At 45.6% G+C, this 16,906-nt stretch carries 12 protein-coding genes; 7 read left to right on the top strand and 5 right to left on the bottom strand.

Annotated elements, in window-relative coordinates:
* The first annotated feature begins 92 nt into the window (after positions 1–92).
* Complete coding sequence (locus tag M0413_RS18780; protein WP_249555260.1) at positions 93–683, top strand: DUF4303 domain-containing protein; 591 nt, start codon at positions 93–95, stop codon at positions 681–683.
* A 249-nt stretch (positions 684–932) separates the two neighbouring features.
* Here the strand turns inward: M0413_RS18780 and M0413_RS18785 are convergent, their stop codons facing one another.
* Together M0413_RS18785 and M0413_RS18790 are read right to left on the bottom strand one after the other, a co-directional pair.
* Positions 933–3,305: a beta-L-arabinofuranosidase domain-containing protein gene (locus tag M0413_RS18785; RefSeq protein ID WP_283771978.1), complete on the bottom strand. Its 2,373-nt coding sequence runs from the start codon at positions 3,303–3,305 to the stop codon at positions 933–935.
* A 120-nt stretch (positions 3,306–3,425) separates the two neighbouring features.
* Positions 3,426–4,871 carry an MFS transporter gene (locus M0413_RS18790; protein ID WP_144346524.1) on the bottom strand — a complete coding sequence of 482 codons (1,446 nt, stop codon included), beginning with the start codon at positions 4,869–4,871 and terminating at the stop codon, positions 3,426–3,428.
* A gap of 206 nt (positions 4,872–5,077) precedes the next feature.
* Here M0413_RS18790 and M0413_RS18795 point away from each other — a divergent pair, with 206 nt between their 5' ends.
* Both M0413_RS18795 and M0413_RS18800 read left to right on the top strand, forming a co-directional pair.
* Positions 5,078–6,142 carry an arabinan endo-1,5-alpha-L-arabinosidase gene (locus tag M0413_RS18795; RefSeq protein ID WP_249555264.1) on the top strand — a complete coding sequence of 355 codons (1,065 nt, stop codon included), beginning with the start codon at positions 5,078–5,080 and terminating at the stop codon, positions 6,140–6,142.
* Positions 6,143–6,144: 2 nt separating this feature from the next.
* Positions 6,145–8,049, top strand: a complete 1,905-nt coding sequence (locus tag M0413_RS18800) for a family 43 glycosylhydrolase (protein ID WP_249555266.1) — start codon at positions 6,145–6,147, stop codon at positions 8,047–8,049.
* Positions 8,050–8,476: 427 nt separating this feature from the next.
* Here the strand turns inward: M0413_RS18800 and M0413_RS18805 are convergent, their stop codons facing one another.
* Positions 8,477–9,232: a sulfite exporter TauE/SafE family protein gene (locus tag M0413_RS18805; RefSeq protein WP_037419019.1), complete on the bottom strand. Its 756-nt coding sequence runs from the start codon at positions 9,230–9,232 to the stop codon at positions 8,477–8,479.
* Positions 9,233–9,405: 173 nt separating this feature from the next.
* A complete protein-coding gene (locus M0413_RS18810) occupies positions 9,406–12,243 on the bottom strand; it encodes a TonB-dependent receptor (RefSeq protein WP_099458046.1) in 2,838 nt (945 codons plus the stop codon).
* Positions 12,244–12,523: 280 nt separating this feature from the next.
* Between M0413_RS18810 and M0413_RS18815 the strand changes: the two genes are divergently transcribed.
* From M0413_RS18815 to M0413_RS18830, 4 genes are all read left to right on the top strand, one after another.
* Complete coding sequence (locus tag M0413_RS18815; protein ID WP_249555268.1) at positions 12,524–12,694, top strand: hypothetical protein; 171 nt, start codon at positions 12,524–12,526, stop codon at positions 12,692–12,694.
* Positions 12,695–13,184: 490 nt separating this feature from the next.
* The gene (locus M0413_RS18820; protein WP_011787801.1) at positions 13,185–14,675 is read left to right on the top strand and encodes a SulP family inorganic anion transporter; all 1,491 of its coding nucleotides are present in this window, start codon (positions 13,185–13,187) and stop codon (positions 14,673–14,675) included.
* 34 nt (positions 14,676–14,709) lie between these two features.
* Positions 14,710–15,564: a universal stress protein gene (locus tag M0413_RS18825; protein WP_011787802.1), complete on the top strand. Its 855-nt coding sequence runs from the start codon at positions 14,710–14,712 to the stop codon at positions 15,562–15,564.
* 90 nt (positions 15,565–15,654) lie between these two features.
* Positions 15,655–15,987 carry a TraR/DksA family transcriptional regulator gene (locus M0413_RS18830; protein ID WP_011787803.1) on the top strand — a complete coding sequence of 111 codons (333 nt, stop codon included), beginning with the start codon at positions 15,655–15,657 and terminating at the stop codon, positions 15,985–15,987.
* A gap of 117 nt (positions 15,988–16,104) precedes the next feature.
* Here the strand turns inward: M0413_RS18830 and M0413_RS18835 are convergent, their stop codons facing one another.
* The gene (locus tag M0413_RS18835; protein WP_011787804.1) at positions 16,105–16,725 is read right to left on the bottom strand and encodes a recombinase family protein; all 621 of its coding nucleotides are present in this window, start codon (positions 16,723–16,725) and stop codon (positions 16,105–16,107) included.
* Positions 16,726–16,906 lie beyond the last annotated feature (181 nt).

Genomic DNA, 16,906 nt, shown 5'->3' on the forward strand with positions numbered 1-16,906 from the left:
GCCCGAGCATTCACATTGTGGGTAGGAGTCCTGCCTGAATGTGGGAGTGAATTTCAGTGATGATGATTTTGCCAAGATCGAGGAGTAGGGATATGGCGATAAATAAGGACAAGCTTAGTGCGGATATTGAAGCTGGATTGGAAAACTTAGCTCAGGAACTCGCTCTGGCACTAGCAGAATATTACGATTGGTGGCTGTCACACTATCCGGTGCAGACCCTCTACGGTTTTTGCCTATACAGCACGCCCTTAGTGGAATATCTAGGCGTTACGCTTTTCACTGAGGAAGGTTTGACTGCCGTCACAGAGCAATATCAAAACGATCATCGTTTTCGACATAAATCCCTCGCAGAGCTTAAGCAAACGCTGCGTTGGTCGGCCTGCGACTCTCCACATCACGATGAAAATGAAGATATTTTTGAGGCAGTTAACGACAAACTGCAATTGCTGCAAGAGGACGCTGAAGCGCTTGAGTCCGAAGAGGCATTTGATGCTTACCTCAAAGCCTTGTACGCCATATTAGTCAGGGCGCTCAATGAGGTTAAAGCTATGCGTCCGCTAAACCCGCAGGCAATATTGTTCTCCGTCTGGTTTGGCGATCAAAGCGATGCTGATATCGATTATTTTGTTCAAAGTTGCAATGAGAAAGAGATGATTACTGATTTTTATCAGCAATGGCGCTAAATTTTGCCAGCAAAAATTTTCAACTAAACTGACTTATTTAGCCTGCAGCCGACTAAATCTTACCCGATATGGACTGATATTTACGGATAGTGACTGATAGCGGCATAGAGCCACCAGCAAACATCTGGAAATGCTTAGCGCAGAATCTATGGGTAAGGGGATAAAGAAACAAGGGAAAGCGCCTTACTTCCCCTTGTCTGAATGAGCGTTTTTAGCCCAAGTTCACATATTGCGCTCGGGATGCTCGGCTTATTGAGTCGAGCTTGGCTCACTTTTTAGCAGACGCACCTCATATAAACCTCCGGCAATCGAGTCCGGTTTTGCCACAAATTTCACCCTGAAGGGCACTGTGCTATCTAAAAGCATGTCGGCGGGAATAGGGTAGTCGACGTTGTAAAATGTCGGGCCCTTATCGGCACTCAGTGTGACCTCGGCTAGGCGCTTATCGTTGATCAAAATATCAAAACGTCGCCCAGCATCCAAACCAAAGTAGGTTAAGCGCAATACGGGTTGCGATTCACCTTTGGCATCGAGTTGATAACTAAACCAATCCTGGGCATGGCGCCAATGGCGATTACCATTAAGGCCCGCTTCACTCTTTGATGCCTTAAAGAAATGATCCGACTCAGGTTGTTGCTCACCGGGCTGCACACTATCTAAGGTTTGCGCCATCAGCTTGGCTTCCATCTGGGCTTTTTGAGCTAACGCTTGCTGTTTCTGCTGCCATTCATCGGGAGCACTCTGGCCAAAATACAAGGTATAGCGGCGGTCATGCAGGCGAAAGAAGGGGATCAGCGTGATTGGGTTCGCTTGATTTGTACGGGCTTTCCCCGTGGTAAATTGCAGCTGACTCATGGGCTCACGGCGGATATCGGTTAAAAAGCGTGTTCCATCACTGATAAAAATCGGCGCCTGACTGGGTTCACACATAGGGCCACTGGCAATATGCCCCATACGACTGGCATCGCCGATAAAGTTTAAGGCGTCATTGGCAATAGGCGCGGTTTTTGCCGCTAACACAATTGGCCCATAAAGCACTGAGTAATAGGCGGTTTTATCGGGAAGCTGCTCAAGACTAATGTCCATGGGTAAGGTGATAGTCACGCTATCGCCCTTACGCCAGTGCCGTGTTAAAGGAATATATTGCCCTTGAGTCGGTGTAAACCTTTGCGGCTCGCCATTAATGCTCACGGTCACGTCCCCCTTAGCCCATGTGGGATAGCGCAGATTGAGGGTAAAGTCCGCCTCCTGATGGATAATCACCTGCGAAGTATTGTCATCGGGAAACTGAGTTTTTTGGCTAAGGCTGATGCCCTTGGCTTTCCAGTTGACCTCGGAATCGACAAACAGGTTCACAAACAGATTGTTGTCCTCCTCGGCATAGATGAGCTCGCCGTATTTAGCATGGTTTTCGATACCGGAACCAACACAACACCACATACTTTCCTGCGCCGAGGAATAGACGCGGTAATGGTCTGGGCGCATTGGCGTAAAATACACTAGGCCGCCAGTTTGCGGATGCTGGGACGAGAGAATATGGTTGTAGAGCGCGCGCTCGTAGTAATCGATATAACGTAAATCACGTTTGTTTTCATAGAGTAATTTAGACAGTTTCAGCATGTTGTAGGTATTGCAGGTCTCAGGGCCTTCTACCGAATCGAGCATACTGCTGAAGTCTTCGCTAGGATGAAAATGCTCGCGCACACTGTTGCCACCGATGGAAACGCTGCGCTGGTGAACCACTTGCTGCCAAAAGTAATCGGCGCTCTCTAACCACGCCTTGTTATGACTGAGCTCGGCAATACGTGCCACACCCACAATTTTCGGAATTTGTGTATTGGCATGTAGGCCCGTCAGTTTATCTTGATGCTGCAACAGGGGTTGTAACAGGCTTTGATCCGTATAGCGATTCGCAAGATTTAAGTATTTGTTTTGACCAGTAATGCTGTACACATCCGCTAAGGTTTCATTTAAGCCACCGTATTCGGTGCGCAGCATAAGCTGCAGCTGCTCATCACTCAGATTGCGACTTAAATCCAGCATCCAATCGGCAAAACCGACGAGCATTTTCTTCGCCGTAGGATTTTGAGTATAAAGATAGGCATCACGCAGGCCCGCAAATACCTTATGCAGGTTATACCAAGGCACCCATGATTGGTTGAGCGTAAACAGATCCGCTTCAATATGACCAGCGGCAACCTGCTGCCATAGTTTGTCTCCATGAGGGATACCGCCCACGTAACCATTGCCATGGGCCTGTTGGCACTTTTCCAACTCGGCCACCATGTAGTTGAGTCGCTCAAGCACCGCCCGATCGCCCGTAGCGGCATACATTAAGGCCAATGCCGATAGATAATGCCCACCGATATGGCCATCGAGGCCCGTATTTTCCCAATTGGGGTAGTTGTCGGCCGTAGTCGCAATTCCCGCTTCCTTACGGTAAGGGGCAAGGAGTCGCTCGGGATCCATCGACATGATGTAAGCCAAATTGGTCTGCTGGGCATGCAGAAACGGCCCGGCTGTTAGGCGCACATCGTTTAGGGGAATGGGGGTAAGGCTAGCAAAACTTGGCTGGGATACGAATGGGCAAGTTAATGGCAATAACAGGCAAAGGCCAAACAATCGGGCAGTGTTGATCTTGGCTCCCTTTATGCGGATTTGGATTTAACGCTTTGGGTTTTATGTGATACGGCGTGATAAAAAAGCCCCTGGGTAGGGGCTTATGGTGTTATCGCAGATAGATTACGCCGATACTTGGGGCGCAGCAGTCTTAGGCGTTACGGTTTCAGAGGCTTCTGTGCTAGAGGCTAGAGCCTTAGACGTCAGGTTGGCATCCGTTTGGTTAAAATTTGCCTGATCAGGTAAAGCCTGTTTGATTTCTTCATAAACGCGGTCCGAAATCTTATATTTGAACATCAGTAAGCCCATCAGCGCGTGGAATGCGCCAGGGATCACCGTCAGCATTAACGAAATGCCGGTCAACGCAAACTCGCTTTGGGTTTCACCGGGTTGATAGTTGAAGTAGGTAAGCAGCATACCGACTACAAATCCCGCTGCGCCCATACCCGCTTTTTGGGCGAATGAGATCCCGCCAAAGGCAAGGCCAGAGACCCTGTGGCCCGTTTTGACTGTGCCATAATCCACCGACTCGGAAATCACCGACCAGAAGACAGGCGCATGTAAATCCACCACAAATGAAATCGCAAAGTAAAGTACGAAGGCCAGCACTATGTCCCCCGGTTGCACGGCAAAGAACATAATGACGCTTAAGATCCCAACCGCGATTTGGCTGTAACGGAAGAGTTTAAGTTTGCAGTAACGCTTAGTGATCCAAGTCGAAGCCACCATGGCCAGAATCGCTGCGCCCACACCGGTCGATAGAAATGCTGAGAGCATTTTGGCGTCGCCGCCCAAGTAGTAGGTGGCGTAGTAGGCTGCTACCGATCCGCGGATCACATAGCCAATGGTGCCAATCACACAAATCGCGGTTAACACTAACCATTGATCGTTTTTAAACAATAATCGCAGTTGCATGGCGACAGGCTTAGTTTCAACCTTATAAGCCACGCGCTCTGTGGTCGTGAAAAAGCAAAATAAAAACAACAGTGTTGCCATTAATGCCATCACGCCCATGGCTTTTTGATAGCCCGCGGCAATGTTCTCACCGCCCCAGGCCGACGCTAACATAGGCACGATAATGGTCACTAAAAAGGCGGCAATCTTTGCGAAGAACAAACGATAACCGTTGGCGGATAACCGCTCTTTTGGATCGTCGGTGATCACGCTGATAATCGAAATATATGGGATAGTCACAGTGGTGAAGATGATAGTGACCAGAATATAGGTCGAGTAGGCCCAGATAAGCTTGGCATTGTAATCCCAATCCGGGGTTGAGAAGGTTAAGAACACCGAAATACCAAAGGGAATCGCCATAAACAGGAAGTAGGGGCGATATCTTCCCCAGCGGGTGGTTACTTTATCGTTAATAATGCCCATTAAAGGATCAGTAATGGCATCGATAAGACGGACCAGCAGGAACAAAATCCCGACATCGGCGGGCTTTAACCCAAAAATATCGGTATAAAAGAAGGTAATAATTAACATCATTGACGAAATCACCACGTTAACGGCCATGTCCCCGGAGCCGTAACCGATCTTTTCAATGACTGACAATTTATGAGAACTCATCAGAAATCCTTATTATATTTATTATAAACAGTGAGTTATTGTGTTATTTTGCAATTTACAGCATCCGCAATGTTAACACATTTTTCTCCTGTTAATTTTTTTGCATTTGATTGTTACTTCCTTGTCCGATAGTATGATAACTTAATTCATCATACAATAGCATAATAGCTATTTTATTAAATAGGATGAGGTAATAAGGAGAATTAATGCCAGCCATAAGAATCACACCGAAAACAGCCCTAAAACGTCACCTTAAGATGCTCAATTACGCGCTGCTAGGCATGTTGGCAACTCTAGGCCAAGTGAGTGCCAAGCAGGTGAGTATTCACGATCCTGTGATGGCAAGAGAGGCCGGACAGTATTATCTCTTCAGCACAGGCCCCGGTATTACCTATTATTCCTCAAAGGATAAGATCCATTGGGAATTAGCTGGGCGGGTATTCGAAACCGAGCCTAGCTGGGCAAAGGACGTTGCGCCAGAGTTTAACGGACATTTATGGGCGCCGGATATTATCGAGCATAACGGCTTGTTTTATCTGTATTATTCAGTATCAGCCTTTGGTAAAAACACCTCAGCCATTGGTGTGACAGTCAATAAAACCCTCGACAAAAACTCAAAGGACTATCAGTGGACAGATAAAGGCATCGTTATCCAATCTGTGCCTAATCGCGATGCATGGAACGCCATCGATCCCAATATTATTGTCGATGAAAAGGGCACGCCTTGGATGAGCTTTGGTTCCTTCTGGCAAGGGTTAAAACTGGTCAAACTCAACCCAGACTTTATCTCCATTGCCAAGCCTGAAGAATGGCAAACGCTAGCCAAGTTAGAACGCCCCGCATTGTTTGCTGAAACCGAACCGGGTCCTGCACAAATCGAAGCGCCTTTTATCTACAAAAAAGATGACTATTACTATCTTTTTGTTTCCTATGGCCTTTGCTGCCGTGGGGATGACAGCACCTATCACTTAGCCGTGGGCCGAGCCAAAACGGTGACGGGGCCTTACCTCGATAAAGAGGGCAAAGACATGGCACAGGGCGGTGGCTCAGTATTACTGCATGGCACTAAGGACTGGCCTGGATTGGGCCATAACAGTGTTTATAACTTCGATGGTAAAGATTACTTAGTCTTTCATGCCTATGAATCCGCCGATAATGGCTTACAAAAACTCAAGATGGCGGAACTGAGCTGGCGCCAAGGTTGGCCCGTGGTCGATCCTAAGGTGCTCAATCAATACCAGAGCGTATTAGTTGCACCCGAAGGAACATAATAATGACTCATTCTATCAATAAAGTAATGGTCGCCATCTCCCTTGCGATGGGACTTGGCTTCACCAGCTTGGGAGCGGTTGACCTACATGCAGCAGAGAGTGCGAAGGGCGCGGATGAAAACCGCATTACCGCAGCCACTTTCGCCAATCCGTTATTTCGCAACGGTGCCGATCCTTGGCTCGAATACCACAATGGTAACTATTATCTCACCACCACCACGTGGACCTCTGAGCTGGTGATGCGTAAATCGCCCACCATTGCTGGGCTTGCCGATGCGCCAGCCCACAATATTTGGAGCGGCACCGATAAGTCTAACTGCTGCAATTTTTGGGCATTCGAATTCCACCCTCTACAAACTGCGCAGGGACTACGTTGGTATGTGATTTACACCTCGGGCGTGGCAGAAAACTTCGATGGCCAGCGTAACCATATTCTCGAGAGTGAAGGCAGTGACCCCATGGGGCCATACAAGTTTAAGGGCACGCCAATGCCCGATCACTGGAATATCGACGGCAGCTATTTGGAGTATAAAGGCCAGTTATATTTTCTCTGGTCCGAATGGCACGGCCAAGATCAAGTGAACTTGATTGCCAAGATGAGCAACCCTTGGACCATCGAGGGTGAACATAAGGTGATTACCGCACCTATTCACGACTGGGAAAAATCAGGCTTAAACGTCAATGAAGGCCCAGAGATCATTCAGCACGAGGGCAGAACCTTTTTAGTTCACTCGGCAAGCTTTTGTAATACTGAGGATTATTCCTTAGCCGTGGTTGAACTCACTGGTGACGATCCCATGGATCCCGCCGCATGGACTAAGTACGACAAGCCTTTCTTTAGCAAAGCCAATGGCGTCTATGGCCCTGGGCATCATGGTTTCTTCAAGTCACCCGATGGGAAAGAAGATTGGCTTATATACCATGGCAACTCCTCGGCTTCCGACGGCTGTAGTGGCACCCGTGCGGCACGTGCTCAACCCTTTACATGGGATAACAAAGGCTTGCCTAAATTTGGTGAACCGATGGCGGATAAAAAACAATTGCCCGTCCCAAGTGGCGAGTTTGGTCCGATAACCACCCAAGTGGAAGGCGTAAAATACCGCATCGTAAGCCGTGAAATCGGTCAATGCCTAGTGACTAATGCTAAAGGTCAAGTCAGTGTCGGCAAGTGCGACGATGACAACAGTCAATGGGTTATCGACCCGAGTAACGATGGCCTATATCGCTTTGCCAATGTGGGGCAGGGAACCTTTTTAACTCAGGCTCAGTGCCAAGATGAGTCTTCAACGGCACTGAATACGGCGCCTTGGGTCGCCTCCCGTTGCCAGCGTTGGTCGGTGGATTCCACCCGTGAAGGCTGGTTTCGCTTTGCCAACGATCGCTCCATCGGTAATTTACAGGCGAAAAACTGTAGCAAAAAGGCCAGCGCGGAAGTGGTCGCGGGGGAAAACCGCGTCAGTGAATGCACAGATTGGCGAATTGAGCCTGTGTCAACATTTGCCATAGTCAACGCTCACAGCGGCAGAGTGGTCAGCGCCGAACAATGTCAGCTCAAACCTAATGCCAATGTGGCTCAGTTTGAATACACCGGCGATGCCTGTCAGCAGTGGCAAGCAGTGCCGACGACGGACGGCTTTTATCGCCTGCAATCCATCCAACTTTCAAACAACAAGGCGCAACAATGCCTTGTGACCAACGAAGGTAATCTGCAGCTAGGGGCTTGTAATGCAATCGACAGTGAGTTCCGCAGCGAATTGATGCCCAATGGCTCATTAAGGCTGGTGTCCCGTAAGGGCGGTTCATCCATGAAAGTGGTCAATGGTTCCTATACCAATGGCGATAATATTGTGGAAGACGTATGGAAAAACACCATTTCACAACAGTTTTACTTTAGAGAGGTGAAATAATTCATCCCTTTGAAATAACTGAGCATCACCACGGCGGTGGTCATACCCAAACAACCTGAAGATATAGGATTCAGCGGGAGTTTAACGCACTTTGGGCAAGACGGTTATTTGAGAACCTAGTGAACTAAGTTAAAAATAACCAACACAGCATAAAATATGTTAAAACCCGCCGGGACGGAGAGCCTAGGGCACTCCATTTCTGTGTTACATCAATTCAAAAGGTGGTCGATTTTTTCATTGATGCGCCTTGAATTGAAGCCCCTAGGCACTCTGAAACTCGTATCTTCAGGTAGCTTGGGTATAAACGCTTGCTTGTAATGTCGTTTAAGTTGAGGTCGCTTAACGGCATCTTGGTTGAGCCTAGTTTGCTCGGCACCAGAGCAGTAATTGTGTATGCAATTACTGCTCTTTTTTATCCCGGCTCTTTTTATCCAGTCATGGCCTGCCATAACAGTCGTATAGCCAGTAGCGTGAGAATCAAATCAAAAGCTAAATTGAAATGTTTGTCCGTTACTCGAGTAAGCATCTTAAAGCCTAGCCATGTTCCAATACCGCCACTGATAATCATACAAACGAACAGTGGCCACCATGGGAGTATAGGGATATCGACCCCCTCAAAAACGATAATTTTCACCCCATGTTGTAAGGACATAATCATTGCAAAGGTGGCTACGGTACGAAATCGATCAATCTCTAACTGCTTGATAAACGCCGCAACCAAAGGGCCAGTTGCCCCAACGAATAATGAGATAAAGGTCGTTATCCCACTCGCAATTAACATGCCCATAGTACCCAGTACTACACGAGGTATTTTGGGGCCCCAACAGGAGTACAAGATAAATAGGGCAATGGTGAGATACATCACCGTAGGGGGGATCGCCACTAAGACTAAGCTGCCCAGCGCGGCACCAACGAGCGCCCCCGGTAAGAATACCCTGATAATTCGCCATTGAATATGTTGCCATCCCAATAGGGCTCGTCCTAAGTTAGAGCCCAATTGCACTACGCCGTGTAGGGGAATAATCACTTGAGGCGGAAGCACTTGCGCCATCACGCCCAATAACATCACACCTCCGCCAATACCAAAACAGGCGGTAAAAAATGCAGTAAAGGCCGAGGCTAAGGTTAACAGCGTGAATATATCGATAGGGATCAGATTAAAATCGAACCAAGCGGTGTGCATAGCCAATATTCAAGGAAGAAAAGAAATATAAACTAGCAAAGCTTGGGCTCAGACAAAAGCAATTTGATGGATAAGCATTAGAAAGATCGAGTAAAAATCTTGCCATTTATCTGATATAAAAAGAAAAAGCTAATCACAGGATTAGCTTTTTCGGTTTAAACAACAGTGGTCAATTAGAAGGAGTAACGCGCACCGAGGGCAAACGTTCGGGTGTAGATACTATTCGTGCGGTTATAGAGTACTGAGTCCTCATAGTATTCTTGATAGATATCATCAAGAATATTTGTCGCATCGAAGGTTAGTACAAATTCATCTGTTACGTTATAGCTAAATTGGAAGTCAAGCGATTGCTCCGGCTTACGATAAATGCCACGAGGCATTGCGAAGCTACCTGCGTCATAAGCAGATAAGAATTTGTCACGCCAGGTGTAAGAGAGGCGAGCACTATAAACGTCTTTATCATAAATCAATACAGCACTCATTGAGGTATCTGATACACCAAATAAATCTCGTGTTGTAGTTGCAATTTGCTCACCACTTTCACTATCAAACTCTGGGATGTCTTGGCTAGAATCTAAGAAGGTTGCACTCACTTGAGTACCTAAACCATCTAGGTAACTAGGCATATTTTCAGGGAAATACACCGCACCAAGTTCATAACCACTTAGTTTTCCATTCGAAGAGTTTTCTGGTCGGCTTAAAAGATATTTTTTTGTTTCACCATCAACTTCACGAGTGATAGTCGATACTGAGTTAAATACAAAACCTTCAATATCACGACGGAAATAAGTACCGAAAATAGAAGATCCCTCACCAAAGTAATATTCCAATGAGAAATCATAGTTTTGTGAAGTAGTTGGTTCTAACTTAGAGTTACCACTTGAAGCTTGACCGAATCCAAGCTTTGTTAAGTCTTCTGTATAGGAAATCGCAGTGGTTAAATCACCAAAGGCGGGGCGACGAATCGTTTCAGTGTAGGCAAAACGTGCAACCAGTTCATCCGTTAACCAGAAGCGTACCATTAAGCTTGGTAATAACTCCGCACTTCCATTGGTATCGGTGTCATGCACGAGATAATATCGAATGTCATCAACGACATCCTCAGTAGCATATTTTTTGCGTTCCCAAAAATCCATATCCGCATCGGCTTTCTCGTAACGTAGGCCGATTTGACCATCGACTTGCTTACCCCATAACTCAGTTTCAAAATCACTTTGGATATACGCAGCGTATGATTTTTCAGTGATGTCATAGTTAGTATACATAGCAAGAGCTTGTTCATCTGCACCGTACATCGTTTCAATAGCAGAACGATTAGCATACAGATAGTTACCGTTAGCGATAGCCCAGCTAGTTGGTACATTTCCACGGCCATCAAAGAAGTCAGTAGTTACGGTAAACATGTTCGGGTCAAGATCACTAAATAGAACATTAGTGTTTAGTGAGCCTGCATCGTACAATCCGTGTTTTGCACCACGTTGCTCAGCACGTACACCAAACTTCATCTTAGTGAAGATACCGTAGTCGAGGTAATAGTCACCATCGAGTGTCCAAGTAACTGAATCCCCCTCGTCTTTGGCACCGCTATCGTATACGTTTGCAGTTTGCCACAAGGATAATTGCGTTAAATCAGATTCATTAATAGCAGTGTCAGGGTTATCTAAATAAACCCAGCTAGGGACACCACCACTTTTGTCGTTATAGTCAACATCAACGCCGTAGAAAGTTTGAGTGCTATTCGCGCTTACACCACGCATCGCCAGAAATTGTGATTCATAGGTACTGGTTTGATAGACAACTTCAGACTTTAAGATCAAATTGTCAAAGTCCCACTTACCTCCTAAGGCAAATACGTAACTATCTGTTTCGTTGTGGCTATGATCTGAACTGCTAAAGCCGCCAACGTTATATGCAGTTCGCGATTTAACCACATTGGTACCATCATAAACTTCGATACCATCTTTGATCACTTGCTGCCAATTAGCCGAGGAATCAACATTGCTAAAGAGCATAGAGTTGAAGTTATCATTGCGATAACCGTTATAGAATGCTTCAAAAAGGTACTCGGAAGTGTCAGTTGGTGCCCATTGCAATGAGAAATTTAGTGCTGGACGCTCACGTTCACCGTTATTCATATTTTGAAACACAGCATCACGCATGAGCAGATATTCTTGACCGTTGATCAAGGCTCCTTCAGATGTATCAAGACCATGAGCTAAACCGCGGGTCCAATAAATATCAGGGATTTGTGTACCCGTTTCTGCGTAGTAGGGCAAGGACGCACCAGGAGCGACAACTTGATCGTTGTAATTGGTACGAATATAAGAAACGTTAACTAATGCACCGACTTCACCGATGCTGGTATCCCAGCGGTCGCTAATTAAGGCACTGAAATTGGGATCGATAGTGTCAGGCTGATCAGAGTAAATCCCTTTGGCTGCTACCGAAATTTTTTCTTCTTGAAAATCAAAAGGTCTATGGGTACGAATGTCAATTTGGCCTGCGATACCACTGGCGACTTGAGAAGAGGAGCGTGTTTTAAAGACTTCAACACTGCCGAGTAATGCCGCTGGTACGTCTGCAATTGCCACTTCACGGCCTGCGGCGGTGAAGATTTGGCGGCCATTCACTGTGGTTGTCACATCCGTTAAACCCCGAATGCTTACAGTATTGGCTTCACCTGAGGCGCGGTCGGTGACTTGAACACCCGTTACCCGTTGTAAGGCTTCAACGACGTTATTATCTGGGAATTTGCCAATATCTTCGGCAATGATGGCATCAACAACTTGAATATTTTGACGTTTGAGTTCTACCGCCTTATTTAAACTACCGCGGATCCCCTGAACCTGAATGATCTCCATCTCTTCGTTATTTTGCGCTTTACCGCTAGAAGAGGGCTGTGCCGTTTCTTCCGCCTGAGGCGATTGTGTCGCTTCAGGTTCTGCTGCATACGTCGCTTGACTAGCAAGAGCAAGCAGAATCGCACTTGCCAAATAAGTCTGTTTAAACATCTAGTTAATCTCCGGTAGTTTTATTATTTGACCCGGTAGCCTAAGACACCATCTGACGTCCCGGTCTTTTTTATTCCACTTCAGAGTCACGGACATCCCCACAGTGTCCCTGAAAATTTAGAATTTTGTAGCGTACTTTGCACCATGGCATCTGATGATGCTTCAAGTGCTCAATTAAGATCTTATCAAAGTGTTAAAATCATATTGTATGACTATTGACCTGTCAACATTGCTATTTCATTTTGATAATAAAGAGAGAGTGCATTTCTTAGAATGAATTATGGACAAGGAAAAAATTGAATTTTTAAAACAAAACAGAGAGATAGTTTACAGTTTGACGGTAGGTAAATTGGTGAGTATGCGGCAAAATCAATATAAATCGCATTGTATATTTAGCTTTAATGCCTCATTTTTTGCAAAAAATTATAAATCTCTTTCACAAGATGGCTAAATTTGCCCAACGCGCCGAAAATGTAAAGTTAGCTTTATAACTAAGCTCTTGAGCTAAATTAAGCCACTGTTTTTTTGTTTTTAATGTGGAATTTATCTGGTTACGCTCATTAACACTGAATTTAAGTCGTTACAGCTTACCGGATCATAGTTAATCTGATTTTGGTCCTTTGACTTTCAACGACCTGAACGGTATCCTTACCTAACTCTATATTGTGTTTCTGTATATAGCTAAAAATCAAAATTTTACTCATTTTACCTGTTGTAAGGATAATTTCTGTAATGAGCTTTAAGCCGCATTAGTTTAACCCCCTTCATTTTGGATCGCTCAGATCCGTTCGTAGTATCTACCCTTCGGTAGCTTTTGTTGTACCTCCATAAATCTAATATTGATTCGTCACGTTGACGAAAAAGCTCTTGTCTTTGCACATCTGTGTATATGGCTAGCGTTAGCTTTTGTTATTGATTTAATTTTAATCAGAGTGAGTAACATGATTCAAACCATGAAAAAAGAGTGGTTCTCCAATATACGCGGAGATCTGTTAGCCGGTATTGTGGTAGCGCTGGCGTTAATCCCTGAGGCAATTGCCTTTTCTATTATTGCAGGTGTCGATCCTAAGGTCGGCCTATATGCTTCATTCTGTATCGCTGTGGTTATTGCCTTTACTGGTGGCCGTCCTGGCATGATCTCTGCCGCAACAGGCGCGATGGCACTGTTAATGGTGACCTTAGTAAAGGAACATGGCCTTGAGTATTTACTCGCGGCGACCTTATTAACCGGTGTGCTGCAAATTGCTGCGGGTTACTTAAAACTCGGTAGCTTGATGCGTTTCGTCTCCCGCTCTGTGGTGACGGGTTTTGTGAATGCACTGGCGATTCTGATCTTTATGGCCCAGTTGCCCGAACTGACCAATGTGACTTGGCACGTATATGCGATGACGGTAGCTGGCCTCGGTATCATTTACCTATTCCCACTCATCCCTGTGATTGGTAAATCCGTACCTTCGCCTCTCGTGTGTATTGTCGGATTAACGCTTTTTGCGGTTTATATGGGGTTAGATATTCGTACTGTCGGCGACATGGGACAACTGCCTGATACTTTACCTATTTTCCTCTGGCCTGAAGTGCCCTTGACCCTTGAAACTCTGATGATCATCTTCCCTTACTCGGCCGGCCTTGCCGTGGTGGGCTTGCTGGAATCTATGATGACCGCCACCATAGTTGATGACTTAACCGATACCCAAAGCGATAAGAATCGCGAGTGTAAGGGCCAAGGTATTGCCAATATCGGCGCGGGTTTAATGGGCGGTATGGCTGGTTGCGCTATGATTGGTCAGTCGATCATCAACGTTAAATCGGGTGGTCGCGGACGTTTATCATCCTTCGCTGCAGGCGTTTTTTTACTTGTGATGGTGGTGTTTTTAGGAGAGTGGTTAAAGCTTATTCCTATGGCGGCACTGGTTGCCGTGATGATCATGGTGGCTATCGGTACATTCTCTTGGGATTCAATCCGTAATCTTAAGCATCATCCTATGTCAACCAACCTTGTGATGGTGGCGACGGTTGTGGTCGTGGTCGCTACCCATAACTTAGCAATTGGGGTATTTGTAGGTGTATTACTCGCGTCCCTATTTTTTGCTAATAAAGTGGGACGTTTTATGGTGGTTAAGAGTACAACGACTGCTGCTGACACTGGTCGCCATTATCAGGTTATTGGACAAGTCTTTTTTGCTTCATCAGATAAGTTCAGTAATTCATTCGATTTTAGGGAAGTGGTTGATAAAGTGACTATCGACTTATCTCAAGCACATTTTTGGGATATTACCGCGGTATCGGCCCTCGACAAGGTAGTGATTAAATTCCGCCGCGAGGGGACTGAGGTTGAGTTGATTGGCCTTAACGAAGCCAGTGCCACCATAGTCGATAAATTTGGGGTACACGATAAGCCAGAAGAAGTTGAAAAAATGATGTCTGGTCACTAAGCCATTAGCAACACAACAACAAAGGAATAAAACGATGACAAATGTGATTGCTTGTATTGACGGTTCAAATGTGACATCCGCTGTATGTGATGCCAGTGGCTGGGCCGCCTTTCAACTGAATGCCCCTGTAATCCTATTACATGTATTGGATAAGTCAGCCTATCCGATAGAGTCAGATCTGTCGGGAAATATTGGCCTAGGTACACGGGAGCACTTGCTCAATGAAATGGTTGAGCTCGAAGCGCGCCGGGGCAAGCTGGCACTCGAGCAGGGTAAGTATATGTTGCAAGATGCGCAAACGCGCATCGTGGAGGCACAACCTGCAGTCGTGGTTAAAACCTTGCAGCGTCACGGCGATTTAGTCGAAACCCTGTTAGAGCAAGAATCCCATGCCAGATTGGTGGTGATGGGGCGTCAAGGGGAGCAACATCAAGATCAAGCGCAGGCGATTGGCAGCCATCTAGAAAACGTCATTCGCACAGTTAAGCAGCCTATTTTAGTGGTGATGACAGAGTTTGAAGCACCGAAACGATTTATGATTGCCTACGATGGCAGCATTACTGCGAAAAAAGCCCTTAATCAAGTGCTAACAAGTCCACTCTTAAAAGGGCTTGAATGTCATTTGGTGATGGTGTCTGATGCTCAATCACAGGCGACAGCAGAACTGGCGTTGGTGACCGAATCTCTGATGGCGGCGAATTTCAATGTGGTTACCGCTGTTTGTCAGGGAGAAGTTCAAACGGCTCTTGAGATCTATCAACTTGAGCATCACATCGATCTTATGGTGATGGGGGCCTACGGCCATTCGCGGATAAGAGAGTTTTTTGTGGGAAGCAATACCACAAAGATGATCAGTAAAAGCCATATCCCATTATTATTATTGCGCTAACAGCTATTGATATTGCACTAATCAGTATCCAAGACGCTGGTTAGTGCATAGTAATAGAGATAGGTTCTGACGCTTAAGTTTGGAGGTGAAATGAACGAGCAGCTAAAGCAACAACTGCATTTACAGTTACAGCAAATGCTGGAAAGTTTGTTAGCGCAGATTGCAGCACAAACGAGTGATGTGCAAGTTGTCGAACTTGACCAATCACGACTCGGACGTCTTTCACGTATAGATGCATTGCAAGGACAGCAAATGGAATTAGAAACTGCGAGACGCAAGCAGCATCAGTTACAAGTTATTGAAGGTGCATTATTGCGCATAAATAGCGATGAATATGGCAGCTGTTTTGTCTGTGGTGAAGATATCGATTTGAATCGGCTTATGTTTGATCCTACCGTGACTCGCTGCATTAACTGTTCGTAGAAATATTAATGTTAGGCTAAGGCTCTTTAGATAAGGAAAATTTATCATACCTATTGATGTTACGTTAATACAGTAAGGCTAATTTTAAACGTCAATACATACAATAGTCAGTATCAATCACGTTTTATATTTTCCATAATCTCGCAGCTCTTTAACATCTATCGAGTAGGGGGAAACAATTGATTGCTTAACTGAATTTATTGCCCGATAAATAGAAGCTTCTCCAAGGTGATACTCCTTGGCAAGCTGACCAATAGTGGCCCCCTCAGCTCTTTTATCATAAATTGCTTGTTTTAAGGTGTCCGTAAGTTTTACAGGCCTACCAAATTTAACTCCATTTTCATGTGCTTTTGCGATACCTTCAGCTTGCCTCTCTGTCCGCAAGTCATTTTCAAACTCAGCAATAGCAGCCAACATATTGAACATGAGTCTCCCAGTCGAAGTGCTCGTATCAATGTTCTGATCGATAACGAGCAAATCAATACCTTCACTTTGAAAACGCGAAGCAATCTGGGCTAAGTGGACGACTGAGCGAGCAAGACGATCGAGTCGGGTTACCACTAGGGTATCCCCTTCACGTAAATAACTCATGCAAGATTGAAATTCAGACCGTTCAGCCGTCCTCCCACTGCGTTTTTCTTGATATATCTTATTGCACTCAGCTCGATGTAACTTGCCCAGTTGCACTTCTAAGCTTTGACCCGTGGAACTCACTCGAGCATAACCAACTTTGGACATAAATCACCATATCTCTTTAAAGGTTTTGATAATGCACTTATGATAGTAGTTTTGATAGGTAATAACCAGAGCTATCAAATAGTATACATTTTGATAGGGTGCATTTTTGACTTTTATCGCCCAACTGGTGTAAATTGAGCGAATCGAACGATTCGTTTAAAGGTGATAAATGAACACTCTT

The organism is Shewanella sp. 8A (assembly GCF_023475945.1).
Lineage (GTDB): Bacteria > Pseudomonadota > Gammaproteobacteria > Enterobacterales > Shewanellaceae > Shewanella > Shewanella xiamenensis.